Annotated in this window: 23 protein-coding genes and 1 pseudogene; 10 read left to right on the top strand and 14 right to left on the bottom strand. The window is 70.0% G+C overall.

Annotated features, from left to right (window positions below):
- The first annotated feature begins 29 nt into the window (after positions 1–29).
- Both G3I56_RS33765 and G3I56_RS33760 read left to right on the top strand, forming a co-directional pair.
- Complete coding sequence (locus G3I56_RS33765) at positions 30–512, top strand: methylated-DNA--[protein]-cysteine S-methyltransferase (RefSeq protein WP_164415745.1); 483 nt, start codon at positions 30–32, stop codon at positions 510–512.
- A 198-nt stretch (positions 513–710) separates the two neighbouring features.
- The gene (locus G3I56_RS33760) at positions 711–3,284 is read left to right on the top strand and encodes a sugar-binding domain-containing protein (RefSeq protein WP_239135264.1); all 2,574 of its coding nucleotides are present in this window, start codon (positions 711–713) and stop codon (positions 3,282–3,284) included.
- A gap of 11 nt (positions 3,285–3,295) precedes the next feature.
- Here G3I56_RS33760 and G3I56_RS33755 read toward each other — a convergent pair whose 3' ends face one another.
- Positions 3,296–4,033: a Sir2 family NAD-dependent protein deacetylase gene (locus G3I56_RS33755; protein ID WP_164415743.1), complete on the bottom strand. Its 738-nt coding sequence runs from the start codon at positions 4,031–4,033 to the stop codon at positions 3,296–3,298.
- 106 nt (positions 4,034–4,139) lie between these two features.
- On the opposite strand from G3I56_RS33755, the gene G3I56_RS33750 reads away from it, so the two are divergent.
- The gene (locus tag G3I56_RS33750) at positions 4,140–4,346 is read left to right on the top strand and encodes a DUF2191 domain-containing protein (protein ID WP_164415741.1); all 207 of its coding nucleotides are present in this window, start codon (positions 4,140–4,142) and stop codon (positions 4,344–4,346) included.
- A gap of 20 nt (positions 4,347–4,366) precedes the next feature.
- On the opposite strand, the gene G3I56_RS33745 is transcribed toward G3I56_RS33750, so the two are convergent.
- The gene (locus G3I56_RS33745; protein WP_164319242.1) at positions 4,367–4,858 is read right to left on the bottom strand and encodes an NUDIX hydrolase; all 492 of its coding nucleotides are present in this window, start codon (positions 4,856–4,858) and stop codon (positions 4,367–4,369) included.
- A 257-nt stretch (positions 4,859–5,115) separates the two neighbouring features.
- On the opposite strand from G3I56_RS33745, the gene G3I56_RS33740 reads away from it, so the two are divergent.
- On the top strand, positions 5,116–6,234 hold the full coding sequence (locus tag G3I56_RS33740) for a glycerate kinase (protein WP_164415864.1): 1,119 nt from the start codon (positions 5,116–5,118) through the stop codon (positions 6,232–6,234).
- Between the two features lie 32 nt (positions 6,235–6,266).
- Here G3I56_RS33740 and G3I56_RS33735 read toward each other — a convergent pair whose 3' ends face one another.
- Complete coding sequence (locus G3I56_RS33735) at positions 6,267–7,508, bottom strand: helix-turn-helix domain-containing protein (RefSeq protein WP_164415739.1); 1,242 nt, start codon at positions 7,506–7,508, stop codon at positions 6,267–6,269.
- A gap of 198 nt (positions 7,509–7,706) precedes the next feature.
- On the opposite strand from G3I56_RS33735, the gene G3I56_RS33730 reads away from it, so the two are divergent.
- Genes G3I56_RS33730 through G3I56_RS33710 form a run of 5 tightly spaced genes read left to right on the top strand, consistent with a single transcriptional unit; the run spans position 7,707 to position 12,700 of the window.
- The gene (locus G3I56_RS33730; protein ID WP_239135263.1) at positions 7,707–8,624 is read left to right on the top strand and encodes an ABC transporter ATP-binding protein; all 918 of its coding nucleotides are present in this window, start codon (positions 7,707–7,709) and stop codon (positions 8,622–8,624) included.
- Positions 8,625–8,675: 51 nt separating this feature from the next.
- A complete protein-coding gene (locus G3I56_RS33725) occupies positions 8,676–9,446 on the top strand; it encodes an ABC transporter ATP-binding protein (RefSeq protein ID WP_164415862.1) in 771 nt (256 codons plus the stop codon).
- Entirely contained in the window at positions 9,443–10,333 is an 891-nt protein-coding gene (locus G3I56_RS33720) for a branched-chain amino acid ABC transporter permease (protein ID WP_164415737.1), read from the top strand. The genes G3I56_RS33725 and G3I56_RS33720 overlap by 4 nt, the downstream gene beginning before the upstream one ends.
- Before the next feature lie 34 nt (positions 10,334–10,367).
- Positions 10,368–11,432, top strand: coding sequence for a branched-chain amino acid ABC transporter permease (locus G3I56_RS33715; protein ID WP_343240131.1), 1,065 nt, complete (start codon positions 10,368–10,370; stop codon positions 11,430–11,432).
- Complete coding sequence (locus tag G3I56_RS33710) at positions 11,429–12,700, top strand: ABC transporter substrate-binding protein (protein WP_164415734.1); 1,272 nt, start codon at positions 11,429–11,431, stop codon at positions 12,698–12,700. The genes G3I56_RS33715 and G3I56_RS33710 overlap by 4 nt, the downstream gene beginning before the upstream one ends.
- A 93-nt stretch (positions 12,701–12,793) precedes the next feature.
- Here the strand turns inward: G3I56_RS33710 and pssA are convergent, their stop codons facing one another.
- From pssA to G3I56_RS33665, 9 genes are all read right to left on the bottom strand, one after another.
- Entirely contained in the window at positions 12,794–13,615 is an 822-nt protein-coding gene (pssA, locus tag G3I56_RS33705) for a CDP-diacylglycerol--serine O-phosphatidyltransferase (RefSeq protein ID WP_164415860.1), read from the bottom strand.
- A gap of 16 nt (positions 13,616–13,631) precedes the next feature.
- Positions 13,632–14,288 carry a phosphatidylserine decarboxylase gene (locus G3I56_RS33700; RefSeq protein ID WP_053747193.1) on the bottom strand — a complete coding sequence of 219 codons (657 nt, stop codon included), beginning with the start codon at positions 14,286–14,288 and terminating at the stop codon, positions 13,632–13,634.
- Between the two features lie 169 nt (positions 14,289–14,457).
- The gene (locus G3I56_RS33695; RefSeq protein WP_164415731.1) at positions 14,458–15,663 is read right to left on the bottom strand and encodes an acyl-CoA dehydrogenase family protein; all 1,206 of its coding nucleotides are present in this window, start codon (positions 15,661–15,663) and stop codon (positions 14,458–14,460) included.
- Positions 15,664–15,665: 2 nt separating this feature from the next.
- The gene (locus G3I56_RS33690) at positions 15,666–16,178 is read right to left on the bottom strand and encodes a MaoC family dehydratase (RefSeq protein ID WP_164415729.1); all 513 of its coding nucleotides are present in this window, start codon (positions 16,176–16,178) and stop codon (positions 15,666–15,668) included.
- Positions 16,179–16,183: 5 nt separating this feature from the next.
- A complete protein-coding gene (locus G3I56_RS33685) occupies positions 16,184–17,149 on the bottom strand; it encodes a CoA ester lyase (protein WP_164415727.1) in 966 nt (321 codons plus the stop codon).
- Entirely contained in the window at positions 17,146–19,173 is a 2,028-nt protein-coding gene (locus tag G3I56_RS33680; protein ID WP_164415725.1) for a protein meaA, read from the bottom strand. Before G3I56_RS33680 ends, G3I56_RS33685 begins: the two co-directional genes overlap by 4 nt.
- A 15-nt stretch (positions 19,174–19,188) precedes the next feature.
- The gene (gene ccrA / locus G3I56_RS33675; protein ID WP_164415723.1) at positions 19,189–20,532 is read right to left on the bottom strand and encodes a crotonyl-CoA carboxylase/reductase; all 1,344 of its coding nucleotides are present in this window, start codon (positions 20,530–20,532) and stop codon (positions 19,189–19,191) included.
- Positions 20,533–20,945: 413 nt separating this feature from the next.
- Positions 20,946–21,758 (bottom strand): TetR family transcriptional regulator, encoded by an 813-nt coding sequence (locus G3I56_RS33670; protein WP_203691291.1) that lies wholly within the window; start codon positions 21,756–21,758, stop codon positions 20,946–20,948.
- Between the two features lie 172 nt (positions 21,759–21,930).
- The gene (locus tag G3I56_RS33665) at positions 21,931–23,736 is read right to left on the bottom strand and encodes a 3-hydroxyacyl-CoA dehydrogenase (RefSeq protein ID WP_164415718.1); all 1,806 of its coding nucleotides are present in this window, start codon (positions 23,734–23,736) and stop codon (positions 21,931–21,933) included.
- A 415-nt stretch (positions 23,737–24,151) separates the two neighbouring features.
- On the opposite strand from G3I56_RS33665, the gene G3I56_RS33660 reads away from it, so the two are divergent.
- Positions 24,152–24,733 carry an adenylosuccinate lyase gene (locus G3I56_RS33660; RefSeq protein WP_164415716.1) on the top strand — a complete coding sequence of 194 codons (582 nt, stop codon included), beginning with the start codon at positions 24,152–24,154 and terminating at the stop codon, positions 24,731–24,733.
- Positions 24,734–24,746: 13 nt separating this feature from the next.
- Here G3I56_RS33660 and G3I56_RS33655 read toward each other — a convergent pair whose 3' ends face one another.
- A complete protein-coding gene (locus tag G3I56_RS33655) occupies positions 24,747–25,274 on the bottom strand; it encodes a GNAT family N-acetyltransferase (RefSeq protein ID WP_164415714.1) in 528 nt (175 codons plus the stop codon).
- A gap of 12 nt (positions 25,275–25,286) precedes the next feature.
- Positions 25,287–25,778: pseudogene (locus G3I56_RS33650) on the bottom strand (radical SAM protein); the annotation flags it as partial.
- Positions 25,779–26,065: the final 287 nt, after the last annotated feature.

The raw sequence follows: 26,065 nt of genomic DNA, 5'->3' as shown, positions 1-26,065 counted from the left end.
CATGACGTACAAGGACGTGAGGAACAGCAGTGAAGCAGCACACGGTCATCGACAGCCCGTACGGCCCCCTCACCCTCGTGGCCGACGGCGGAGTCCTCTGCGGTCTCTACATGGTCGACCAACGTCACCGTCCGCCCGAGGAGAACTTCGGCGCACGCGACGACACACCCTTCGGGGAAGTGGCTGACCAGCTGAAGGCTTATTTTCAGGGCGAGTTGAAGGAGTTCACCCTTGAACTCCGCCTGCCCGGCACCGACTTCCAGCGCAGCGTCTGGGAGCAGCTGTGCCGGATCCCGTACGGCGAGACCCGCTCGTACGGTGAACTCGCCGACGCCCTCGGCAATCCGAAGGCCTCGCGTGCCGTGGGCCTCGCCAACGGCAGGAATCCGGTCGGCATCATCGTGCCCTGCCACCGGGTGGTCGGCGCCGACGGCAGCCTCACCGGGTACGGGGGCGGCCTGGAGCGCAAGCAGCGACTGCTGGACTTCGAACGAGGGCCGGCGCTCTTCTAGTTCCTCCTGCTCCTGCTCCTCCTGCTCCTTCTGGACCCCCTGCGCCTTTCTGCCTCACCTCTCACCCGAACGACCTTCGTCCCGCACCTTGTCGCCCGCCACACCCCGGCGCATGATGTGAAGCGCTTTCTGTCGCGTTCATGGCAATAATCTGGACGGGTGCGCCAATGGGCGCGCGCCCTCGAAGGGCGGTAGACGATGGAGTTCACCAGCCGTTCCGCGGGTTCCACGCCGTCCGGTCCCGACGGCGTGAGCAGACGGCGCGTACTGCAAGGGGCCGTCGCGGGCGTGGGCGTGGCGGCCCTGCCGACGGACGGGGCGGCGTCGACTGCGCAGGTCGAGGCCGCTGAGCGGCAGAGATTCAGCCTGAACCTCGACTGGCGGTTCATCAGGTCGAATGTCGCCGGCGCCGAACGGATCACCTTCGACGACTCCGGGTGGGCCGTGGTCAGCGTGCCGCACACCTACAACGACGTGGACTCCTTCGACAACTGGATCGGCAGCTCGGGCGAGTCCTCCGTGGCGATGCAGTCGACCTGGTACCGAAAGCGCTTTCAGTTACCTGCCGAGCAGGCGGGCCGCAAGGTGATCCTCGAGCTGGAGGGCATCCGACAGGCGGCGACTGTCCACCTGAACGGCGTCCTGATCGGCAGCTACGAGGCAGGCGTCACCCCCTTCGGCTTCGACCTCACCGACGAGATCCTGTTCGGCGCCGACAACGTGCTCGCGATCTGCGCGGACAACACCAAGTGGCGGCCGGAATCCGCCACCGGGATGCCCTTCCAGTGGGACACCCGGGACTTCAACCCCACCTTCGGCGGCCTCACCCGCAACGTCATCCTCCACGTCGTCCCGAGAACCCACTTCACGCTCCCGCTCTACAGCAACCTGGGCACCACGGGGACCTACGTCTACCCGTCTGCCGTCAACGTCTCCGGTCACACCGCGACGGTCAACGCGGAGGCGCAGATCAGCAATGAGGAGGACCGGTCACGGACGCTGTCAGTGTCGGCCGAAGTCCTGGACGAGCAGGGCGCGTTGGTGGGCACGCTGCCCGTCTCGACGGTCACGCTGGCCGCCAACACCAGTCACGTGTTCAAGGTGAGCAGCCGGATCAGCAGGCTGAACTTCTGGTCGCCGTCGTACCCGGCTCTCCACACCGTGCGGTTGACGCTCGCGGAGGGGACGACGGTCGTGGACACGTACACGGTGCGCACCGGCTTCCGGAAGGCCGAGTTCCGTGGCGGGGCGAGCACCGGCGGCGTGTACATCAACGAGAAGCAGATCTTCCTCACCGGTTACGCGCAGCGCGCCACCAACGAATGGGCGGTGCTCGGCGACGCCGTCCCCGAATGGCTGCGCGACCACGACGGCCGGCTCATCCGGGAGAGCAACGCCAACCTGATCCGCTGGATGCACCTCGCCGCACAGCCCACGAACATCCGGATGACCGACCGGTACGGACTGGTGTCGGTCCAGCCCGCCGGGGACAAGGAGGCCGACGCCACCGGCGTGCAGTGGGACCAGCGCCTCGGCGCCATGCGGGACGTGATGATCTACTTCCGCAACAGCCCGAGCATCCTGTTCTGGGAGTCGGGCAACAACTGGCTGACCGCCGACCACCAGCAGCAGATGCGTGCGCTGAAGCAGACCTGGGACCCCGGCGGCATGCGCGCGATCGGCTCCCGGGCGACCTCCGACAACTCCGCCTACGGCGGCACGGCCGCCGTTGACCAGTGCGAGTACATAGGCACGATGCTCAACCGCCACTACAGCGACTACGCCCGCGACCGCATGCCGCTCATCGAGTCCGAGTTCACCCGCGACGAGGCCCCCCGCCGTGTCTGGGACACCGCCTCCCCACCCGACTTCGGCTACGTCACCGGCCCCGACGTCACCTACCACTGGACCTCGGAGGACTTCGCGGCCACCGTCGCCGCGAGCACCCGCTACGAGTTCTGGAGCCAGCGAATCCAGGGCCCGGGCAGCCGGCGCTACTCCGGCGCTGCGGCCCTGACCTGGGCGGACTCCAACCAACACGGCCGCCAGTACAACTGGGAGACGTGCAGGCTCTCCGGCCGCGTCGACGCGGTGCGCATCCCCAAGGAGACCTACTACACCCACCGCGTCATGCAGAGCCCGACCCCCGACCTCCACATCGTCGGCCACTGGACCTACCCGTCCGGCACGGTGAAGCCGGTGTACGTCATGGCTGCGGGCGTCTCCCGGGTGGACCTGCTGGTCAACGGCAGGACCGTCGGTACGTCCACCTCCCCGCAGTACGACTTCCTGCACACCTTCACGAACATCACCTGGCAGTCCGGCACGATCACCGCCGTCGGCTACGACTCGGCAGGCACCGAACTGACCCGCGCCCAGAAACAGACGACGGGCACACCGACCGCGCTCCGGCTCACGGCCCACGTCTCACCCGACGGCCTGAAGGCCGACGGCACCGACGTGGCGATGATCGACGTGGAGGCGGTGGACTCGGCGGGCCGCCGCGTACCGACCGACCAGGCCCGCGTGGACTTCGCGGTCACCGGCCCGGCGAAACTGCTCGGCGGCCACAACCCGGGCGTCCCGTACAGCGTGTTCCAGTCCTACGTCAGCACGGAGGCGGGCATCAACAGGGTCTTCGTACGCACGACGCGCATCGCCGGTGCCATCACCGTCCGCGCCACGCGCAGCGGCCTGGCCGCCGCCACGGTGACGGTCACTTCCACACCTGTCGTGACGACGGGGGGACTCACGGAGCCACCGCCGCTGTGAACTCCACGCGCCTATGCTGCCCCGGACTGCCTCAGCTCACCCAGTAGTTGGGGCAGGGCCGTGCCGATCGGTTCGCGTACGACCTCGTCGGCCCGGTCGTCGTACGGGGTCGGCTCGGCGTTGACGATGACGAGCCGGGCGCCATGGTCGGCGGCGACACCGACGAGCCCGGCGGCGGGCTGCACCTGGAGGCTGCTTCCGACGGCGATGAACACCTGACAGGCCTTGGTGATGGCGAGCGCATCGCCGAGGACGACCGGGTCGAGGCGCTGACCGAACATCACCGTCGCCGACTTGAGAATCCCGCCGCACACCAGACACGGCGGATCGTCCTCGCCGCCCTCGACCCGGTCGAGGGCGTCCTCCATGGGCCCGCGCGCGTGGCACTTGGTGCACACGAACTCCCTTGCGGTGCCGTGCAGTTCGAGCACCTTCCGGGCCGGCATCCCGGCGAGCTGGTGCAGCCCGTCGACGTTCTGCGTGATCACCCGCACGGGCACCCCGGTACGCTCCAGCTCGGCCACGGCCAGGTGCGCGGCGTTGGGCTCGGCCCGGAGGGTCCGGTTCTGGCGCCGCATCTGCCAGGAACGGCGCCGGATCTCGGGATCGCCCATGTAGTACTCGTACGTCACGAGCTTCTCGGCCCCGGGATCCCGCCGCCACAGGCCGTTCGGGCCGCGATAATCAGGGATTCCTGAATCGGTCGAGATGCCGGCGCCGCTGAGGATGGCGACGAGGGGCTTGGTCATGTTGCCGAGGGTAGGTGCCGGGGTTCGGGGCGGCGACCGGTTTACGGCCCAAGGCCCGTCTCCCACAGCCGGTGTACGAACAGGCGCCCGGTGTTAGGGTCCGCCCATGGCAGCCAAGGTCTCCGTCTCACTCGACGCCGAACTCGTCGTCGAGGTCATGGTGCTCGCGGGCGTCGGGAACCCCCAGGACGCCGTCGAACTCGTCGTACGGGACTACATCGCCCGCGGTCACCGCACGGAGGCCCGGGTCGCCGAGCGCGACGACGCGCGACGGGCGGGGGACGACGTGAAGCCGCCGGACGTCCAGGGCTGAACCGCGTCCGGGAGTACCTGTCAGGCCACCCGGCTGCCGTTCTCCAGTTCCGCCGTTCCCCCGCCCTCCGCCAGGACGTCGAGGGCGTGCAGGACCCGGCGGCCCAGGGAGCCCTGGAGGTATCCGGCGAGATCCTCGCGCGCTACCAGCCGCCATGACAGCAGCTCCTCCTCCTGCAATGTGATCGACTTCAGCTCGTCCTCGCCGAGGACGCCACCGTCGTACAGATACGCCACCAGCGGCGGGTGGCCCGCGATGTGGACCCAGTCGACGGCCAGCAGACGGCCGAGTTCCCGGTCGAGGCCGATCTCCTCGAGGGTTTCCCGGCGTGCCCCCTGGCGTGGGGTCTCTCCGTCGTCCGACTCGATCGTGCCGCCCGGAAGGGCCCAGCCCTCACGGTAGTTGGGCTCGACGAGCAGGATGCGTCCGTCGGCGTCCCGGAAGAGCGCGGCGGCGCCGGCGAGCACTCGGGGCAGGCCGGCGATGTACGTGGCGAAGTCTTGAATGGTCATCCGGGAAGCGTAACCAGGGGAGATGACCCGGCGACGTCCGTCGGCGTTCCGTCACACCTGCGGGTGGGGTCCACCACTTCGCGCGGGCGCGGATGTCCTGGCTGTGAGCGGGGAGGAGGGAATGACGGGGCGGGTCTCCTGCGGTTAAGGTCGCAGCGGCGCGACTGCCCTGACGTGTACGGGGCCAAGAGCAAGGGGAACACAGGGTGGCGGACGCTGCGGTTACGGCGAAGGTGACAGGTGTGCGGACGACTCGGGTGCTGATCGCCGCCGACAAGTTCAAGGGATCACTGACGGCTGTGGAGGTCGCGGAGCGGGTGACCGCCGGGCTGCGCAAGGCCGCCCCCGGTGTCGAGGTCGAGTCGCTTCCCGTGGCCGACGGCGGCGACGGGACCGTGGACGCCGCTGTCGCCGCCGGATTCGAACGGTGTGAGGTACGGGTCGCGGGACCGCTCGGGCACGAGGTGACGGCCGCGTTCGCGCTGCGCGGCGACACCGCCGTGGTGGAGATGGCCGAGGCGAGCGGGCTCCAGCGGCTGCCCGCGGGCGTCTTCGCGCCGCTCACGGCATCGACGTACGGCTCGGGAGAACTGCTGCGGGCCGCGCTCGACGCGGGCGCGCGCACGATCGTCTTCGGGGTCGGCGGCAGCGCCACCACCGACGGGGGCGCGGGCATGCTCTCCGCGCTCGGCGCGCGCTTCCTGGACGCCGACGGCGAGCCCGTGCCGCCCGGGGGCGGCGGCCTGGACGGACTCGCCACGGCCGATCTCTCGGGCCTCGACACCCGCCTCGCGGACGTCGACTTCGTGCTGGCCAGCGACGTGGACAACCCGCTGACCGGTCCGAAGGGCGCACCCGCGGTGTACGGCCCGCAGAAGGGCGCTTCCCCGGACGACGTGGCCGCCCTGGACGAGGCTCTCGCGCACTACGCGAAGATCCTGGAGACAGCGCTCGGCGCGAAGGCCGCCGAGTACGCGACCGCGCCGGGTGCGGGCGCCGCCGGGGGCATCGGCTACGGCGCCCTGGTCCTCGGCGCCCGGTTCCGGCCCGGCATCGAGGTCATGCTCGACGTCCTCGGCTTCGCGTCCGCCCTGGACCGCGCCACGCTGGTGATCACCGGCGAGGGCTCTCTCGACGAGCAGACCCTGCACGGCAAGGCCCCGGCCGGCGTCGCCGCGGCGGCCCGGGCCGAGGGCCGCGAGGTCGTCGCGGTCTGCGGGCGCCTCGCCCTGCGCCCGGAGGCACTGGGCCGGGCCGGCATCCGGCGCGCGTACCCCCTGACGGAGATCGAGCCGGACCTCGCGAAGTGCGTCTCCGACGCAGGGCCGCTCCTGGAGCGGGTCGCGGAGAACATCGGACGGGACTTCCTGGTCTGACGGTGAGGGCGAGGAGTGAGTCCCTCCCGGCCTCACCCGCTTCCGGCGAGGCGCGCGGTCTCCTCCTGCGCGCCCGCCGGTCCCGACAGCCGGTACGCGTCCAGGGCGAGGGTCATCTCGATCAGATCGCGTGGTCTGGCCAGTGACCGGGACGTCAGCTGCTCCAGCCGTCGCAGCCGGTTGAACACCGTGTTGCGGTGGCAGTACAGCCGCCCGGCCGCCCGTCCCGCCGACCCCTCGCAGGCCAGCCACACGTCCAGCGTCTCCAGCAGCACCTCCCGGTCGGCGGGCTCCAGCCCGGCCAGGGCGCCGAAGACGGCCGAGACCAGCCGGTTCGCGAGTTCCGGCTGGCTCACCACCAGGGCGGTCGGCATGCGCTGATCCAGGCGTACGACCTCGCTCGCGTCCGGCGGGCAGGTGCGCAACGCCAGTTCGGCCAGCCGCCGGGCCCGCCCCAGCTCGGCCAGCCCGGGTACGACGGGACTGATCCCGCCCGCCCCCGAGCACCGCCCGCTCAGCGCCTGCGCCACCGCGTCGAGCCCCTGGTCGGGCCCCAGCAGCACCACGCCCACCTCCCGGTCGGCCCGCATCCGCCACACGAACCGGTATCCGGCGCCCCGTAACGGCCGGTGGAAGGCCTCCCGGGGATCCCGCCGCTCCGCCCGCAGCACCACCACCGCGTACGCGCCCCGCTCCGGCAGATCGAGCCCCGCCGCGGCCCTGGCGGCCAGCCCCGGAGACTCCTGACCGTCGAGCAGGGCGTCCAGTAACGCCTGTAACTGCTCGTCCGTACGCCGACGCAACTCCGTCTCGGTCGCCCGGTAGGCCTCCGTCGCCGTCGCCGCCTGCGCGTCGATCGCCGACCACACCAGGGTCGCCGACCGCATCAGCACGCCGAGCCGCTCCGGTTCCTGGCCGCCCGCGCCCTCCAGCAGCGCGTCCCACACCAGATAGCCCGCACTCCGGTACGCGTGCACCAGCAGCTCCAGCGGCAGCCCCTGCTGGGCGCGGCGCCGGCCCGCGTCCTCCGCGTACTCCAGGTCGCGGCGCGGTGAGCCCCGGGGCGCGGAGATCGTCCCGATGCCGATCCGCATCGCCTCCTCCGCCTCCCGCCACTGCTGGTCCGGCGGGAGGACCTGGTCGTAGACGGGGGAGTGCTCCGACAGTTGCCGCACATGCTCGTCCACGAGCTCCGGCACCCGTTCCAGCAGTGCCGCGCAGGCCTCGGCGAGCACCTGCCAGTCATGACCCGTACGCCTTCTGCGCGGTCCCATGAACGGAGGATGCCACCCTCCGCTCCCCTTCGGCAGGCCCCTGACACGCAGTGTTGTGCACGCGCACAACGGGCGGTGGAGTCGGCTGGTCCCCGGCCACGTTTCGGCGCGGGTTCGGTCGCGACCCGTGGACGGACGCCCGCCGCGGTGCTGGGGTGAGCGCCACACCGGACGTGTGTGCGGGAAGGAGCAGACGCCATGGGCGGTGGGACAAGGGGATCTCCGGGCGGCACCCCGGGCGGTTCCGCGGGCAGCTCTCCGCGCGGGACTTCGGGCGGCTCTCCGGGCGGCGCCGGTCTCGTCGTACGGGACCTGTCGGTCGGGTACGGGCCCGTGCGTGCCCTTCGTCGGGTGTCGCTGGAGGTGCCCGAGGCGGCTGTCGTGACGGTGCTGGGCGGCAACGGTGCCGGCAAGTCCACGCTGCTACGGGCCATCAGCCGCACCCTCTCCTTCCAGGGCGGGGCGACGACCGGCGGCACCGTCACGCTCGGCGGGCGCCGGATCGACGGGCTGGCCCCCGACCGGGTGGTGGCCGCCGGGGTGTCCCAAGTACCCGAAGGACGACGGGTGTTCGCCCGGATGAGCGTCGCCGACAATCTGCGCGCCGGAGCCCTCGGCGCGAGCGGCGGACGCGTGGAACGGGCCGCCGCCATGCGGCGCGTGCACGAACTGTTCCCCGTCCTCGCCGAGCGCGCCCAGCAGCGCGCCGGGCTGCTGTCGGGCGGCGAGCAGCAGATGCTGGCCGTCGCCCGTGCCCTCATGGCCGCCCCCAAGGTCCTGCTCCTCGACGAGCCGTCACTCGGCCTGGCCCCGCTGATGGCCGCGCGGATCGCCGACACCGTCCGCGAGATCAACGCCCAGGGCACCTCCGTCCTGCTCGTCGAACAGAACGCCGCCCTGGCGCTACGGCTGGCCACCCAGGCCTACGTCCTGGAGGTCGGCGAGGTCACCCTCTCCGGCCCCTGCGATGAACTCGCCGCCTCCGACGAGGTACGGCGCCGCTATCTGGGCGTGGTGGACGAGGATGCGGCGGCGGACGCGGCAGGGGTGATGGGTGGAGCGGGTGCATCCGGGTTGACGCGGTCCACTCCGAGGTTGACCAGATGGGAGGGTTGATCCACCTTGACCGCACTTGACGGACCGGCGTCCACCATTGACGCCCACACCGTGCCCTCCCTCAATGTTGATCACCTCACCGTCCGTTTCGCCGGCCTGCTCGCCCTCGACGACGTCACCTTCACGGTCCGCCCCGGCACCGTCCACGCCCTGATCGGCCCCAACGGCGCGGGCAAGTCCACCTGTTTCAACGTCCTGTCCGGTGTCTACCGGGCCACCTCCGGCAGCGTCCGCTTCGGCGAGCACGAGCTGACCGGCATGCCCCCGCACCGCATCGCCGGCCTGGGCGTCGCCCGGATCTTCCAGAACCTCGCCCTGCCGCCCCACGCCACCGTCGAGGACAGCCTGCTGCTCGGGCGGCACCGGCTGACGAAAACCGGCTTCGTCGCCGCCGGACTCCGGCTGCCGTCGGCGGCGCACGAGGAACGCAGGCACCGGGCGCGCGTGCGGGAGATCGCCGAGTTCGTCGGTCTGGAGGCGCATCTGGGACGCCCCGCAGGCTCCCTGCCCTACGGGCAGCAGAAGCTCGCGGAACTCGCCAGGGCCCTGTGCATGGAGCCGCGGCTGCTGCTCCTCGACGAACCGGTGGCCGGGATGACCGCCGACGAACGGCGCCGGGTAGCGGCCGTCATCGCCGGGGTCCGCGACAGCCTCGGCATCTCGATCGTCCTGGTGGAGCACGACATGGGGGTGGTGATGAGACTCGCGGACACGGTCACGGTCCTGGACTTCGGCCGACTGATCGCGGACGGGGCCCCGGCGGACGTACAGAACGACCCGGACGTCGTACGGGCCTATCTCGGTGAGGAGGCCACCCCGTGAGCACCTTCGCCGAGCTGCTCCTCAACGGCATCTCCATGGGCAGTGTCTACGCCCTCATCGCCCTCGGTTTCGTCGTGATCTTCCGGGCCACGGAAGTCGTCAACTTCGCGCACGCCTCACTGCTGCTGGCCGGCGGCTACGTCACCGCCTCCCTCCACGACGACATCGGCTTCTGGCCGGCGCTGCTCGCGGGAATCGCCGGTGCCGCGCTCGTCGGTGCGGCCGTGGAGTTCCTGGTGATGCGCCGTGCCAGGGGCGGCGACCACAGTGTGCTGGCCATCGTCACCATCGGCGTCGACATCCTGCTGACCACCGAACTCACCCGCCGCCTCGGTACGGACGTCCTCGCGCTGGGCGACCCCTGGGGCGACGCGGTCCTCACTCTCGGCCCGATCTCGCTCGCGCACACCCGGATCGCCGCCTTCGTCGCCGCGGCCCTGCTCATCACGGCCTTCCTGCTCGCCTTCCGCTACACCAGTTGGGGCGTGGCGATGCGCGCGGCGGCCGAGAGCCCGGAGACGGCCGCCCTGATGGGCGTCAGGCTGGGCCGGGTCTCGCTCGGCGCCTGGGCCGTCGCGGGCGGACTCGCGGCCGTCGCCGCCCTCTTCCTCACCGTCTTCCCGACCCCGGGCCTGGAACGGGCCACGTCGCTCGCCGCGTTCAAGGCGTTCCCGGCCGCCATCCTCGGCGGCCTCGACTCCACGACCGGCGCGCTCGTGGGCGGCCTGGTGGTCGGCGTCACCGAGTCCCTCGCCACCGGCTACCAGAGCGACCTGGCCTTCATGGGCCGGGGCCTCGGCGACCTCGCACCCTATCTGGTCATGGTCGCGATCCTGCTCGTCCGGCCCGCCGGGCTCTTCGGCACGAAGGAGCCCGCCCGTGTCTGACGTTCTCGCCGACCCGGCAGCCAAGCCCCGAAGCGTGCTCCGCCGGCCGCACGCGCGTACGTACACGGCTGTCGCGGGCGCCCTTCTGCTCCTCGCCCTCCCGTTCTACCTGGACCGTTTCTGGCTCCAGGCCGGTCTGTTCGCCATGGCGGCCGGGATCGGCGCCATCGGGATCAACCTCCTCACCGGCGCCACCGGCCAGCTCTCCATGGGCCACGCCTTCTTCCTCGCGGTCGGCGCCTACAGCTACTGCGTGTTCGCCGCCGACGGGGGCGACGGGCTGACCGGGCTCGGGCTGCCCACCTGGCTCGCTGTCGTGCTGGCCACGCTCGTCGCGGGCGCCGCGGGTGGCCTGTTCAGTCCGATCGCCGGGCGCCTGCGCGGCCCTTACCTCGGTATCGCCACCATCGCCCTGATCTTCATCGGCCAGCACGTGCTGTTCAACGCCCGTGACCTCACCGGCGGCTTCAACGGCCGTGACGTCCCGCCGCTGAGCCTCTTCGGCCTCACCTTCGACGACCGTGAACTCCTTGTCGCCAACGTGCCGTTCGGCTCCGCCGAGAAGCTCTGGTACGCCGGACTCGTCCTCCTGCTCGGGGGCGCCCTGTTCGCCCGTGGCGTCCTGCGCGGGCGGCCCGGTCGGGCAATGAACGCCGTCCGCGACCACCGCATCGCCGCCGGGGTGATCGGCGTGCCCGTGGCCCGCTACCGTGCCGCCGTCTTCGTCCTGTCCTCGATGTACGCGGGGCTCGCCGGCGTCCTGCTCGCCCTCGTCTTCCAGCGGACCGTGCCCGACTACTACGGCATCACGCTCTCGCTGGAGTACCTCGCCATGATCGTCATCGGCGGGCTCGGCTCGGTCTCCGGGGCGGTGGTCGGCGCGGCCTTCGTCTCGCTGCTGCCGCAGCTGCTGACCCGCTACAGCGACGCCCTGCCCCTGGTCTCCGCCCCGGGCACGGGCGGGATCGCACCGGGCGAGGCGTCCCGGTACCTGTACGGCGCCGCCATCGTGGCGGTGGTGCTCTTCCTGCCGGGAGGGCTGGTCAGACTGGGCGCCGCCCGGCGCCGCTTCGGACGCAATCCAGGGGAGGAACGATGACCACGAGATACGCGGCCCGAGCCGCCGCGGGCGCGCTCGCCGTGCTGCTCACAGTGGCCGGGTGCAGCTCCAAGGCCAAGGACGACGACGGGGGCGACAAGGGTTCGGCCTCGGCGGGCGGCGTCAAGACCGACGTGGGCGTGTCCGCCAAGACGATCACGCTCGGCGCGCTCACGGACATGACCGGGGTCTACGCGACCCTCGGCAAGAGCGTCACCCAGGCCCAGCAGCTGTACGTGAAGCAGCTGAACGCCGCCGGAGGCGTCTGCGGCCGACAGGTGGCCCTCACGGTCCGCGACCACGGCTATGACCCGCAGAAGGCCGTCTCCGGCTACACGGAACTGGCACCGAAGGTGCTGGGCTTCGCCCAGTTCATCGGCTCGCCGTTCGTCGCGGCGGTGAAACAACGCATCGACGGCCAGGACCATGTCCTGGTGCTGCCGCAGGCGTGGGCGGCCTCGCTGCTCGGCAGTCCGTACATACGCGTGATCGGGTCAACGTACGACATCGAGACGATCAACGCGGTCGACTTCCTGATCAATGAGAAGGGGATCAAGAAGGGCGACAAGATCGGTCATGTCTACTTCGAGGGGGACTACGGGGAGAGCGCCCTGGCCGGTGCCAAGTACATGGCGGAGAAGTCGGGGCTGACGGTCGTCGAGCAGAAGATCAAGCCGACCGACAACGACATGACTGCCCAGGTCGCCGCGTTGAAGCAGGCGGGTGTCAAGGCGATCGTGATCAGCGCAGGCCCGCGCCAGGCCGCCTCACTGGTCGGAGTGGCCGCGGCCGGCGGTTTCAACGTGCCCGTCATCGGCAACAACTCGGCCTTCGCCCCGCAGCTCCTGGCCACCCAGGCGGGCCCGGCCCTGTCCAAGAACTACTGGGTCGCCTCACCGGCCCTGCCCATCGGGGCGGACACCCCGCAGGCGCAGAAGCTCGTGGCCGACTACCGGGCCGCGTACCCGGGTGACTCGCTGGACAACGGTGTGGTGGCCGGCTGGACGGCGGTCTCCGCCTTCGGCGAGGCACTGAAGAAGGCCTGCGCGAACAAGGACCTCACCCGCGCGGGAGTGGACAAGGCCCTGCTGACGATCAACGCGTTCGACGCCGGCTTCGGCAGCCCGCAGGACTTCACCGACCCGAAGGCGCCCTCGTCCAAGGAGAGCGTGATCCTCCAGCCCGACAAGAGCGTCACGGGAGGCATGAAGGTTGCCCGGGAGTCCGAGGCGTCGTCCGTCGCGGAGGGCTACTCGCCGGGCGCGTGAGCCCCGGCGTTGGCGCGGAGAACCCCGCACACAACGCGGAGGCCCCCGAACCGTCCGGTTCGGGGGCCTCCGTACAAGCACATCGCGCGACCGCTACGGCAGCTGCGCCGCGCGTGCCTCGCGGCGGGTGCCGCGGAAGTTGTTCACACGGCGGGCCGTGGCGAAGAGCGGGATCACCGCGCCCAGGACGAGCTGCAGGGCGCAGCCGGTCTGGAGGAGCAGCTGGCCACCGGGGGCGTCGAAGGCCCAGGCCGCCAGGAGGCCCATTCCGGAGACGATCCAGGCGATCATCGCGATCGCGAGCGGACCCCGCGGCTTCGGGTACTCGACCCGGCTCACCATCAGCCAGGCGGTGCCGACGATGGCCATGAGCGTGGCCACGAACGGCAGCTCGAGGAGCACGATCGAGACGACCGTCAGGGCGCCGAAGGGGCTCGGCATGCCCTGGAAGGTGCCGTCCTTCACCGTCACGCACGAGAATCTCGCGAGCCTCAGCACCACGGCGAGCAGGACGACGATCGCGCCGACCGCGGCCACCTTCTGGTACGCGTCGTCCGCGACCATGCCGTACACCAGCACGAAGTAGGCCGGCGCGAGACCGAAGCTGATCAGGTCGGAAAGGTTGTCCAGCTCGGCGCCCATGGGGGAGGAGCGCAGCTTGCGGGCGACCAGACCGTCGAAGAGGTCGAAGACCGCCGCGCAGAGCATCAGGATCACCGCGGTCGCCGCCGAGTGACGGGCCATGCCCGACTCGTCACTGCCGGTGAGGTGCGGGATCAGGATGCCCGTGGTGGTGAAGTACACCGCCATGAAGCCACAGGTGGCGTTGCCGAGGGTGAGGGTGTCCGCTATTGAGAGGCGGAGAGAAAGAGGCATCTCCTCCTCGTCGTCACCCACCTCGTCGGCCTCCGGCACCCACTGGGTCTCGGGATCAATCACGGTCAATGCGAGTCACCCCTGCCACCGTCTTCTGGCCGACCTCGACCGCGACCTCGACACCCTCGGGGAGGTAGATGTCGACGCGCGAACCGAAGCGGATCAGGCCGATCCGGTCGCCCTGCTCGACCTTCGTGCCCTGGGGGACGTACGGGACGATGCGGCGAGCGACCGCACCGGCGATCTGGATCATCTCGATGTCACCGAGCTCGGTGTCGAAGTGCCAGACAACTCTCTCGTTGTTCTCGCTCTCCTTGTTGAACGCCGGAACGAACCCGCCGGGGATGTGCTCGACGGACGTCACCGTGCCGGAGAGAGGCGCGCGGTTGACGTGTACGTTGAGCGGGCTCATGAAGATCGCGACGCGGGTGCGGCCGTCCTTCCAGGGCATGATGCTCTGGACCACGCCGTCGGCGGGTGAGATCACCCGGCCCTGAGTGATCTCACGCTCGGGGTCGCGGAAGAACCACAGCATGCCCGCCGCCAGCGCGGTGGCGGGTACGGCCACGGCCTTGGCGGCGCCGGACTTGCGCGCGCGTACCAGGCTGAGGGCTGCGGTGGCGACGGTCGGGAGGAGCCACGGCGATGCTCCGCGCGCCAGGCGTACGCCTGCCAGGCTGTCGCGAGGTGCAGAGGTTTGGCTGTGGGGCATGGATGACCTTCGTAGCGGATGATGCCGCGCTGTATCAGGGGACGGCGGCTTTCCATCGATCGTAGCGGCTCACGACCACAACTGGGTAAGCCAGGAAGCGGAGTCGGCGGCTGAGGAGTGCTGACGGGGTGTGACCTTCTTCTCCAAGAAAACACCCCGAAGCGGACAATCAGCCCTGGAATTTGTACTCTTCGAGCAACCTGCGCCCGATGATCATTTTCTGGATCTCGGCGGTCCCTTCGCCGATCAGCAGCATCGGGGCCTCCCGGTAGAGGCGCTCGATCTCGTACTCCTTGGAGAAGCCGTAGCCGCCGTGGATCCGGAAGGCGTCTTCCACGACCTCTTTGCAGTACTCGGAGGCGAGGTACTTCGCCATCCCTGCTTCGAGGTCGTTTCGCTCCCCGGAGTCCTTTTTGCGTGCCGCGTTCACCATCATCGCATGGGCGGCCTCGACCTTGGTAGCCATCTCGGCCAGCTTGAACTGGATCGCCTGGTGCTGGGCGATCGGCTTGCCGAAAGTGTGCCGTTGCTGGGCATACGAGACGCCGAGTTCGAACGCACGCTGAGCGACACCGCAGCCACGCGCCGCCACGTTGACGCGCCCCACCTCGACACCGTCCATCATTTGGTAAAAACCTCGGCCGGTGGCGCCCCCGAGCACGCGATCGGCCGGAATTCGCAGGCCGTCCATGATGAGTTCGGTGGTATCGACGCCCTTGTAGCCCATCTTGTCGATCTTCCCGGGGATGGTGAGCCCGGGCCGGACCTCACCGAAGCCCGGCTCCTTCTCGACCAGGAAGGTGGTCATCGACTTGTGGGGCGCGGTTCCCTCCGGGTGTCCTTCGTCACTTCGGACGAGTACGGCGACCAGGTTGGACGTTCCGCCGTTCGTCAGCCACATCTTCTGGCCGTTGAGGACGTACTCGTCGCCGTCCCGGACCGCCTTCGAGGTGATGGCCGACACGTCCGAGCCGAGCGCCGGCTCCGACATCGAGAAGGCGCCGCGGACGTCGCCCGCCGCCATCCTCGGCAGGAAGTGGTCCTTCTGCTCCTGCGTGCCGTGCTGCTTGAGCATGTACGCCACGATGAAGTGCGTGTTGATGATCCCGGAGACCGACATCCAGCCACGCGCGATCTCCTCGACGCACAGCGCGTACGTCAGGAGCGACTCGCCGAGGCCGCCGTACTCCTCGGGGATCATCAGGCCGAACAGGCCCAACTCCTTGAGGCCGTCGACGATCGCCTGCGGATACTCGTCGCGGTGCTCCAGCTCGGTCGCGACCGGGATGATCTCCTTGTCCACGAAGTCCCGGACGGTGGACAGGATTTCCTGCTGGACGTCGGTCAGACCGGCGGTCTGGGCGAGTCGCGCCATGGCTACTTCACCTGTTCCTTGAGCTCGGGGCGGCCGGGCTGCTCGCCGCCGCGCTCCTTGATGTACGTCTCGGTCGGCACCATCACCTTGCGGCGGAACACACAGACCAGCGTGCCGTCCTGCTTGTAGCCCTTGGTCTCCACGTAGACGATCCCGCGGTCGTTCTTCGACCGGGAGGGCGTCTTGTCGAGGACCGTGGTCTCGCCGTAGATCGTGTCGCCGTGGAAGGTCGGCGCCACGTGCTTCAGCGACTCGACCTCCAGGTTCGCGATCGCCTTGCCCGACACGTCCGGCACGGACATGCCCAGCAGGAGCGAGTAGATGTAGTTCCCCACGACGACGTTCTTGCCGAAGTCGGTCGTGTTCTCCGCGTAGTTGGCGTCCATGTGGAGCGGGTGGTGGTTCATCGTCAGGAGGCAGAACAGATGGTCGTCGTACTCCGTGACGGTCTTTCCGGGCCAGTGCTTGTAGACCGCCCCGACCTCGAACTCCTCGTAGGTGCGTCCGAACTGCATGGTGCTCAGGCCTCCGGGGCTTCGAACTTGGAGGTGCGCCGCATGCCGGCCGCGCGACCCTTGCCCGAGATGACCAGGGCCATCTTGCGGCTCGCCTCGTCGATCATCTCGTCGCCGATCATCGCGGAGCCCTTCTTGCCGCCCGCCTCGGACGTGTAGTACTCGTACGCGTCGAGGATCAGCTCGGCGTGGTCGAAGTCCTCCTGCGAGGGGGAGAAGATCTCGTTGGACGCCTCGACCTGGCCCGGGTGCAGCACCCACTTGCCGTCGAAACCGAGGGCGGCGGCACGCCGGGCGACCTCGCGGTACCCGTCGACGTTGCGGATCTGCAGGTAGGGGCCGTCGATCGCCTGGAGGTTGTTGGCGCGGGCGGCCATCAGGATCTTCATCAGGATGTAGTGGTAGGCGTCCGCCGGGTAACCGGGCGGCTGCTCACCCACGACGAGCGACTTCATGTTGATCGACGCCATGAAGTCGGCCGGGCCGAAGATGATCGTCTCGACGCGCGGGGACGCCGTGGCGATCTCGTTGACGTTGTTGAGGCCCTGGGCGTTCTCGATCTGCGCCTCGATGCCGATCCTGCCGACCTCGAAGCCCATCGTCTTCTCGATCTGGGTGAGGAGCAGGTCCAGCGCGACGACCTGCTGGGCGGTCTGCACCTTCGGCAGCATGATGCAGTCGAGATTCGGGCCCGCGCCCTCGACCACCGTCACGACATCGCGGTACGTCCACTCGGTCGTCCAGTCGTTGACGCGCACGACCCTCGTCTTGCCCGTCCAGTCGCCCTCGTTGAGGAACTTGACGATGGTGTGCCGCGCCTCGGGCTTGGCCAGCGGGGCGCACGCGTCCTCCAGGTCCAGGAAGACCTGGTCGGCCGGCAGACCCTGGGCCTTCTCCAGGAAACGGGGGTTGCTCCCGGGGACCGCGAGACAGGAGCGTCGCGGACGCAGACGGTTGAGGGGCGTGGTCATGCGGGGACCTCCAGGGGGTCGAGCTTGTTCGCTTTCCGGATCTCGTCGACTATGCGGCCGATGATTCCGGTGATGTCGAAGTCCTTCGGGGTGAAGACCGCGGCCACGCCCGCAGCCCTGAGCTTTTCGGCGTCACCATGGGGGATGATCCCACCGGCGATGACAGGTACGTCTGTGGCACCGGCCACACGGAGCCGTTCCAGCACGTCCGGCACCAGCTGGGCGTGCGATCCGGACAGGATGGACAGGCCCACGCCGTGCACGTCCTCGGCGATCGCCGCGTCCACGATCTGCTCCGGGGTGAGCCGGATGCCCTGGTAGACCACCTCGAAGCCGGCGTCGCGGGCCCGCACGGCGATCTGCTCGGCGCCGTTGGAGTGCCCGTCCAGACCCGGCTTGCCGACCAGGAAACGGAGCTTGCCGACGCCCATCTCCCGCGCCGTGATCTCCACCTTGCGGCGGACCAGCGCCAGCCCGGTGCCCTCGGCGGCGGCCACCGCGACCGGCGCGGACGAGACACCGGTCGGTGCCCGGAACTCCCCGAACACCTCGCGCAGGGCCCCGGCCCACTCGCCGGTCGTGACGCCGGCGCGGGCGCACTCCAGGGTGGCCTCCATGAGGTTGTCGGTGCCCTTCGCGGCTTCCTTCAGCCGCTCCAGCGCCTTGCAGGGGCGCGGGTGGTTGAAGGGGGGCTGGTAGCGCGTGTCGCGCCAGCCCTGGAGCGCCGACGTCACCTGGGCCTCGACGGCCGGGTCGACCGTCTGGATCGCCGCGTCGAGGTCGGCCGTGAGCGGGTTCGGCTCGGTCGACTCGAAGATGTTGACGCCCACGATCTTCTCTTGACCGGACTCGATACGGGCCCGCCGCTCGGCGTGCGAGGCGACGAGGTTCGACTTCAGATAGCCCGACTCGACGGCGGCCATCGCGCCGCCCATCTCCTCGATACGGCCGATCTCGGCGAGCGACTCCTCGACCAGCTCGGCGACCTTCGCCTCGACGACGTGCGACCCGGCGAAGATGTCCTCGTACTCCAGCAGATCGCTCTCGTAGGCGAGCACCTGCTGCATCCGCAGCGACCACTGCTGGTCCCAGGGCCGGGGAAGTCCCAGCGCCTCGTTCCACGCGGGGAGCTGCACGGCACGCGCGCGTGCGTCCTTCGAGAGGGTCACCGCCAGCATCTCCAGCACGATCCGCTGGACGTTGTTCTCCGGCTGCGCCTCGGTCAGCCCGAGGGAGTTGACCTGTACGCCGTACCGGAAGCGCCGCTGCTTGGGGTTCTCGATGCCGTACCGCTCGCGCGTGACCTGGTCCCAGATCCGCCCGAACGCCCGCATCTTGCACATCTCCTCGATGAACCGGACGCCCGCGTTCACGAAGAAGGAGATACGGGCGACGACATCACCGAACTTCTCGGCGGGCACCTGCCCCGAGTCCCGTACGGCGTCCAGCACCGCGACGGCCGTCGACATCGCGTACGCGATCTCCTGGACCGGGGTCGCCCCCGCCTCCTGGAGGTGGTAGCTGCATATGTTGATCGGGTTCCACTTGGGGATGTGGTTGACCGTGTAGCAGATCATGTCGGTCGTCAGCCGGAGCGAGGGTCCCGGGGGGAACACATGCGTGCCCCTCGACAGGTACTCCTTGACGATGTCGTTCTGGGTCGTCCCCTGGAGCGTGGTGATGTCGACACCCTGCTCCTCGGCGACGACCTGGTAGAGCGCCAGCAGCCACATGGCGGTGGCGTTGATCGTCATCGAGGTGTTCATCTGGTCCAGGGGGATCTCCTGGAACAGCCGGCGCATGTCACCGAGGTGCGAGACGGGGACGCCGACCCGGCCGACCTCGCCGCGGGCGAGGATGTGGTCGGGGTCGTACCCGGTCTGGGTCGGCAGGTCGAAGGCCACCGACAGACCTGTCTGGCCCTTGGCGAGATTGCGCCGGTACAACTCGTTGGACGCCTCGGCCGTGGAGTGACCGGCGTACGTGCGCATGAGCCACGGCCGGTCCTTCTGACGCTCAGTCATCGATGACCTCCGGTCTCAGATGTTCCGGAAGCGGTTGATGGCGTCGATGTGCTGGGCGCGCTTCTCCTCGTCGCGCACACCGAGGCCCTCCTCGGGGGCGAGGCACAGGACGCCGACCTTGCCCTGGTGGGCGTTGCGGTGGACGTCGTGGGCGGCCTGCCCGGTCTCCTCCAGGGAGTACACCTTGGAGAGCGTCGGGTGGATCTTGCCCTTGGCGACCAGCCGGTTGGCCTCCCAGGCCTCGCGGTAGTTGGCGAAGTGCGAGCCGATGATGCGCTTGAGGGACATCCACAGGTAGCGGTTGTCGTACTCGTGGTTGAAGCCCGAGGTGGAGGCGCAGGTGACGATGGTGCCGCCCTTGCGGGTGACGTAGACGGAGGCGCCGAAGGTCTCGCGGCCGGGGTGCTCGAAGACGATGTCCACGTCCTCGCCGCCGGTCAGCTCGCGGATGCGCTTGCCGAACCGCTTCCACTCGCGCGGGTCCTGGTGGTGCTCGTCCGCCCAGAACTTGTAGTCCTCGGCGTTGCGGTCGATGATCGCGTCGGCGCCCATCGCCCGGCAGATGTCCGCCTTCTGTTCGCTGGAGACGACACAGATGGGGTTGGCGCCGCCGGCCAGCGCGAACTGCGTGGCGTACGAGCCGAGCCCGCCGCTCGCGCCCCAGATGAGGACGTTGTCGCCCTGCTTCATCCCGGCGCCGTTGCGCGACACCAGCTGGCGGTACGCGGTGGAGTTGACCAGCCCGGGTGCGGCGGCCTCCTCCCAGCTCAGGTGGTCCGGCTTGGGCATCAGCTGGTTGGACTTGACGAGGGCGATCTCGGCGAGGCCGCCGAAGTTCGTCTCGAAGCCCCAGATGCGCTGTTCGGGGTCGAGCATCGTGTCGTTGTGCCCGTCGGAGGACTCCAGCTCCACCGACAGGCAGTGCGCGACGACCTCGTCTCCGGGCTTCCAGGAGTTGACGCCGGGACCGGTGCGCAGGACGACGCCCGCGAGGTCGGAACCGATGATGTGGTACGGCAGGTCGTGGCGCTTGGTGAGCTCGCTGAGCCTGCCGTAACGCTCCAGGAAGCCGAAGGTCGACATCGGCTCGAAGATCGACGTCCAGACCGAGTTGTAGTTGACCGAGGAGGCCATGACGGCCACCAGGGCTTCGCCCGGGCCGAGTTCCGGCACCGGGACGTCGTCCAGGTGGATCGACTTGCGGGGGTCCTTGTCGCGGGTTTCGAGGCCCGCGAACATGTCCGTCTCGTCCTTGTGCACGGTGATGGCACGGTACGACTCGGGGAGCGGCAGAGCGGCGAAATCGGCCGGAGTCGACTCCGGCGACTGGATCGCGTCCAGGATGTCCTTCACGGTCACGGTGTTGCCTCCGGCGAATGGCGTCTCGAGGGAAGACGCTGAGGGTTACGTCGGTACTGCTGAGGGTTGGGTGAGACGTGCCGTCGGTTCGGCGGGTGGTGCTTCGGCAGCGCGTGGTGGCGCGGGAGGTTGCCTGTGACGCAGGCGGCCGGGCGCGCAAACACGTGGGTTTGCGGGGACAGCCGACGTACGAATGGTCTCTGCACGCCGGCCGCCCGGACACCTTCAAGGTATGACACCCCGTGTCAGGTGACAAGGCACTGAGTGCCAGAAAATGGCCTCAGGTGAAATCTTTACGTAACAAATGAGCGATGATCGATCAAAGGCTACTGAGGAGTAGCCCTCGCGGGGCACAGAAGAGGCGGGCCGCGATTTCTGCGACCCGCCTGTTCCGTACGTACGGCTCTTATGTCCTACGACCGTTCCTTGAGCGCCTGTTCGATGGTGCGCATCACCTCGTCGAGGGGGGCGTCGGTCCGCGCCACGGCGACCAGCACCTCTCCCTGCGAGGCCACCGAGGCCGGAACGCTCCGGGTGGCGGTGTCACGCCCGGCCACGATGCCCGTGACGAAGGTCTTCCGTACGATCCCGAACGCGTGGTCGAGCTGTGCCTCGACGTCGCCCTGGCCGCCCGCCCGCAGCCAGCGCCGCAGGACGTGGTTGTGGGCGGTGACCACGGCCGACGCGGCGACCTCGGCCAGCAGCGGATCGTCGTTCGCGTCGTCGTCGTGGGCGTGCTCGTCGAAGTGGCCAAGGAGATAGCGGGTGAAGAGACGCTCGTAGCGGGCGACCGACGCGATCTCCGCCTCCCGCAGGGTGGGGACCTCGCGCGTCAGCTTGTAGCGGGCGACCGAGATCTCCGGCCGGGCCGCGTACATCTTCATGACTTCCTTGATGCCCCGGCACACGGTGTCGAGCGGATGCTCGTGCGCCGGCGCCGCGTTCAGCACCGCCTCGGCCCGGATCAACGTGTCGTCGTGGTCCGGGAAGATCGCCTCTTCCTTGGAACGGAAGTGCCGGAAGAAGGTGCGGCGGGCCACGCCGGCCCTGGCCGCGATCTCGTCGACGGTGGTGCCTTCGTAGCCCTTGGTCGAGAACAGCTCCATCGCCGCCGCCGCCAGCTCTCGGCGCATCTTGAGCCGCTGGGCGGCGGCGCGACCGCCCGCGGCACTCTCCGGCGCGTCGGGCGTGGCTGGGGTACGGGAGGACTTGGCGGGCTGGGACATGACCCGAACGTACTGCATCCGCGCAGGGTGGCGCGCACGTCCGGGATCACCCCCGCCCAGGGCGGGCGGGGGCGGGGAGGCCGGGTCGAGAAGGCCGCCCCAGTCCTCGTCATGCCCGGGAACGCGCCCGAACCCCTGTCCGAAGTCGGGCCCGGACCAGTCGCCGGCCCCGTCAGCGGCGGGCATATTCGCGGAAGCCGCGGCCCGTCTTGCGGCCGAGGCAGCCCGCGGCCACCAGGTGCTCCAGGAGCGGCGCGGGGGCCAGACCCGGGTCACGGAACTCGCGGTGCAGGACCTTCTCGATGGCCAGGGAGACATCCAGCCCGACCACGTCCAGCAGTTCGAACGGGCCCATCGGGTAGCCGCCGCCCAGCTTCATCGCCGCGTCGATGTCGTCAAGGGACGCATAGTGCTCCTGCACCATCTTGATCGCGTTGTTGAGGTACGGGAAGAGCAGTGCGTTGACGATGAATCCGGCCCGGTCGCCGCAGTCGACGGCATGCTTCTTGATCCGGACGCAGACCTCACGGACCGTTGAATGGACGTCGTCGGCCGTCAGCACCGTACGGACGACCTCGACCAGCTTCATCGCGGGCGCCGGGTTGAAGAAGTGCATGCCGATCACGTCCTCGGGACGCGAGGTGGCACGGGCGCACGCGACGACGGGCAGCGAGGAGGTGGTGGTGGCCAGCACCGCGCCCGGCTTGCAGACCTTGTCCAGGGTCGCGAACAGCTGCTGCTTGACCTCCAGGTCCTCGGCGACGGCCTCGACGGCCAGATCGACGTCCGCGAAGGCGTCGTACGAGCCCGCCGCGGTGATCCGGTCCAGGGTCTCGGCGGCGGCCTCGGCGGTGAGGCGGCCCTTGTCGACGGAGCGGGCCAGCGACTTGCCGATCCTGGCCTTGGCGGTCTGGGCCTTCTCCTCGCTGCGGGCGGCGAGGACCACCGCGTACCCGGCCTTCGCGAAGACCTCGGCGATGCCGGAGGCCATCGTGCCGGAGCCGGCGACGCCCACCGAGCGGACGGTGCGACCGCCGGTCTCGGGAGCGTCGGCCGGCGGGGTCAGCGCGTCCGCCACGACCGTCGCGCCGCCGGGCGCCTCGTAGGAGTAGAAGCCGCGCCCCGTCTTCCTGCCCGTCAGGCCCGCCTCGCTGAGCTGCTTGAGGATGGGGGCCGGGGCGTGCAGCCGGTCGTGGGACTCGGAGTACATGGCCTCCAGGACCGTACGGGCCGTGTCGATGCCGATCAGGTCGAGCAGGGCGAGCGGACCCATGGGCAGCCCGCAGCCCAGCCGCATCGCCGCATCGATGTCCTCGCGGGAGGCGTACTTCGCCTCGTACATCGCGGCGGCCTGGTTGAGATAGCCGAACAGCAGCCCGTCGGCGACGAATCCGGGCCGGTCGCCGACCGCGACGGGCTCCTTGCCGAGCTCGATCGCCAGATCGGTGACCGCGGTGACGGCCTGCGGCGCGGTCAGCACCGACGAGACCACCTCGACCAGCTTCATCGCCGGGGCCGGGTTGAAGAAGTGCAGGCCCAGAACGCGCTCGGGGCGCGCCGAGTCGGCGGCGAGGCGGGTGACGGAGAGGGCGTTGGTGCCGGTCGCGAGGATCGTCTCCGGGCGCACGATGTCGTCGAGGGCGCGGAAGATCTGGTGCTTGACCTCGTACGACTCCGGCGCCACCTCGATGACCAGGTCGGCGTCGGCCGCCTCGCGCAGGTCGGTGGAGGTGCGGAAGCGGGCGAGGACATCCTCGCGCTCCTGTTCGGTGAGCCGGCCGCGCACCACGGCACGGGCGGTCGAGGTCTCCAGCGCGGTGACGGCCTTCGCGGCCGTGGCCTCGCTGATGTCGATGCCGACGACCTCGCGGCCGGCGCGGGTGAGGACCTCGGCGATGCCGGTGCCCATCGTGCCGAGGCCGACCACGGCGACGGTCCTGATCGGGGACGGAGAGGTGTGGGACAGGGGAGTGGCCATCGCGGGACTCCAGGAATGAGGGTGACGACTGGGAGCGCGCCCGGGTGCGCCGGAGGGAGGCCATGAGAACCCTGAGAACAGGGAAGCCCTGTGGGTGGCGCACCGGGTGCGAGAAGAGGAGTGCGGAACGCTGAGTGCGGGTGTTGCCGGGCTGCGAAGCGCACACGCCCGGTGCCGTGGTCGCGGGCGTGCACACGCCCGGAGAACGGTGAGGTCCGACCGGCCCTGTCCCAAGCCGTGTCGCGCTCACGACGGCTGCGTCACCAGGCCGTCGTCAGCAAGCATTGCAAGCGAGTGGGTAACTCGCTCGTCTGAGCTTAACCGGTGGGTAACGAGCGCGCCAGCCCCCGGCTTTGTGATGTAGGTCCCGGGATCCTGCCCACGCGGCCTCGCTCCCGCACCTAACCTCGGCATCATGGACGAAGAGTTGCGATCACTCACGGAGCGCTTACGGGCCGAGGCCGGAGCGGATACCTCGGAGGCATACGAACAACTGGTGGCGACCGACGGCCTCGACGAGCTGGCCGATGTCCTCACCGCCCCCGGACAGCCGCTGTGGGCCAGGGAGTTGGCCGCCTTCCGGCTGGGGCTCGCGGGGGACCGGCGAGCCTTCGAGGCCCTCGTCCTGCTCCTCAACCACCGTGACCCGCAGCGCTGCGCCTCCGCCGCGTACGCCCTGGCCCGCCTCGGTGATCCGCGCACGGCCCGCGCGGCAGCCGCCCTCGCGACCAACGAACTGCGCGTCGCCTACGCCCTGCACCCGGTCCGGCTGCTGGGCCGGCTGCGCGCCCCCGAGTCCGTGCCCGCGCTGATCACCACGCTGGCCCGCCGCCTGAAACCGCACGATCCCCACCGGCGGGTGGCGCTCGCCTGCGTCGAGGCGCTGGGCACGCTGGGGGACCGGCGAGCGGCGCCTGTCCTGAACGAGGCCCTCGCACACCCGGCCCTCGCCGAGGCGGCGGTGCACGCGCTGGCGCGCATCCCCGGACAGAGGTGAACCCGGGGAACTGTCAGCCGAGCAGTTCCCGCACGTACCGCACCTCCGGTACGGCGACCCCGTCCACGTCGAAGGGCTCCTCGGCGCCGTCGGCCGCGAACCCCGCCCGCTCGTAGAACCGCCGGGCGCGTTCGTTGCCCTTGAGAACCCACAGGAGCATGCGCGGGTGCTTGGCATCGGCGCACCGGCGGACCGCCTCCCGCAGCAGCGCCTGCCCGACTCCGGCGCCGAACTGCGCGGCGTCCACGTAGATCGCGTACAACTCGGCGTCGTCGGTGCGGATCTCACCGTCCCGGTAGGGCCCGTGACAGGCCCAGCCGACGACCTCGCCGGCCCGTTCCGCGACCAGGTCGACGACCTCCGACCCGGCCCGCACGAAGAACGTCCGCCGGCGCTCGGCGTCCTCGGCGATGCTGAGGGCGTCGAGATGCGACTGCGGCATCAGGCCCTTGTAGGCGTGCTGCCAGCCTCGGATACGTATCTCGGACACGCGGTCGCAGTCGTCGAGGGTCATCTCGCGCACGAGGATCCGGTCGTTCATGGCGGCACTCTTTCAGAGAAGAGTCAGCTGGACCGGCTCGGGTGCCTCGGTACCGGGTCCGGCGGGATCGGGCTCGGTGGGTGCCGGAGCCCTGCGCGGCATCCCCGCGCGCGTGGGGCCCATTCCGTACTCCTGGGCCAGCTCGTGGACCTGGCGGGTGATCCGGCGCTGGTACCACTTGGGGGCGTAGGCGCCCTCCGCGTACAACCGCTCGCACCGGCGCACCAGATGCGGGTGATGGTGCCCGAGCCAGGCCATGTACCACTCGCGGGCGCCGGGACGCAGATGCAGCACCAGCGGGGTCACGGAGGTCGCCCCGGAGGCGGCGATCGCCCGCACGGTGGCCCGCAGTTGGGTCGGGTCGTCGCTGAGAAAGGGGAGCACCGGCGCCATCAGCACCCCGCAGCCGATGCCGTGCTCGCCCAGTGCCCGTACGACGTCCAGGCGCCGTTCCGGAGCGGGGGCGCCCGGCTCCACCGTGCGCCACAGGTCGGGGTCGGTGAAGTTGAAGGGGTCGTGGCCGCCGCAGTCCGGGCTCTGGGCCGGAGCTGGGGGTGCTTCACGTCGAGCTGCGGCTGACGGCGAGCGGTCCCCGCGTGATCGGCGGGCGGCGACCTTGTTTCCAGCGGCCGAGCGTGAGGCCTTGCGCCAACGACGTCGGGGACGACCGAGCGCTGATCGCCGCGTCCGCCGTGCTGAACCGGTCGAGGGAGGACCGGGGCTCCGCCACCTGGTTCCCCCTCGACCTTCGTGTCCTCGACCGGCTGACCCCTCGGAGGAGGGCGGCCGAT

It is taken from the genome of Streptomyces sp. SID12488 (assembly GCF_010548275.1).
GTDB lineage: Bacteria > Actinomycetota > Actinomycetes > Streptomycetales > Streptomycetaceae > Streptomyces.
The sequence above is the reverse complement of the archived record's forward strand: the minus strand, read 5'-3'. Positions and strand labels throughout refer to the sequence as shown.

Excerpts from the sequence above, each read along its gene's own strand:
- G3I56_RS33760 (WP_239135264.1), top strand. The coding sequence starts at position 711 with ATGGAGTTCACCAGCCGTTCCGCGGGTTCCACGCCGTCCGGTCCCGAC.
- G3I56_RS33660 (WP_164415716.1), top strand. The coding sequence starts at position 24,152 with ATGGACGAAGAGTTGCGATCACTCACGGAGCGCTTACGGGCCGAGGCC.
- G3I56_RS33695 (WP_164415731.1), bottom strand. The coding sequence starts at position 15,663 with ATGGCGCGACTCGCCCAGACCGCCGGTCTGACCGACGTCCAGCAGGAA.
- G3I56_RS33750 (WP_164415741.1), top strand. The coding sequence starts at position 4,140 with ATGGCAGCCAAGGTCTCCGTCTCACTCGACGCCGAACTCGTCGTCGAG.
- G3I56_RS33745 (WP_164319242.1), bottom strand. The coding sequence starts at position 4,858 with ATGACCATTCAAGACTTCGCCACGTACATCGCCGGCCTGCCCCGAGTG.
- G3I56_RS33655 (WP_164415714.1), bottom strand. The coding sequence starts at position 25,274 with ATGAACGACCGGATCCTCGTGCGCGAGATGACCCTCGACGACTGCGAC.
- G3I56_RS33685 (WP_164415727.1), bottom strand. The coding sequence starts at position 17,149 with ATGACCACGCCCCTCAACCGTCTGCGTCCGCGACGCTCCTGTCTCGCG.
- G3I56_RS33690 (WP_164415729.1), bottom strand. The coding sequence starts at position 16,178 with ATGCAGTTCGGACGCACCTACGAGGAGTTCGAGGTCGGGGCGGTCTAC.
- G3I56_RS33735 (WP_164415739.1), bottom strand. The coding sequence starts at position 7,508 with ATGGGACCGCGCAGAAGGCGTACGGGTCATGACTGGCAGGTGCTCGCC.
- G3I56_RS33710 (WP_164415734.1), top strand. The coding sequence starts at position 11,429 with ATGACCACGAGATACGCGGCCCGAGCCGCCGCGGGCGCGCTCGCCGTG.
- G3I56_RS33700 (WP_053747193.1), bottom strand. The coding sequence starts at position 14,288 with ATGCCCCACAGCCAAACCTCTGCACCTCGCGACAGCCTGGCAGGCGTA.
- G3I56_RS33730 (WP_239135263.1), top strand. The coding sequence starts at position 7,707 with ATGGGCGGTGGGACAAGGGGATCTCCGGGCGGCACCCCGGGCGGTTCC.
- G3I56_RS33755 (WP_164415743.1), bottom strand. The coding sequence starts at position 4,033 with ATGACCAAGCCCCTCGTCGCCATCCTCAGCGGCGCCGGCATCTCGACC.
- G3I56_RS33665 (WP_164415718.1), bottom strand. The coding sequence starts at position 23,736 with ATGGCCACTCCCCTGTCCCACACCTCTCCGTCCCCGATCAGGACCGTC.
- G3I56_RS33670 (WP_203691291.1), bottom strand. The coding sequence starts at position 21,758 with ATGTCCCAGCCCGCCAAGTCCTCCCGTACCCCAGCCACGCCCGACGCG.
- G3I56_RS33680 (WP_164415725.1), bottom strand. The coding sequence starts at position 19,173 with ATGACTGAGCGTCAGAAGGACCGGCCGTGGCTCATGCGCACGTACGCC.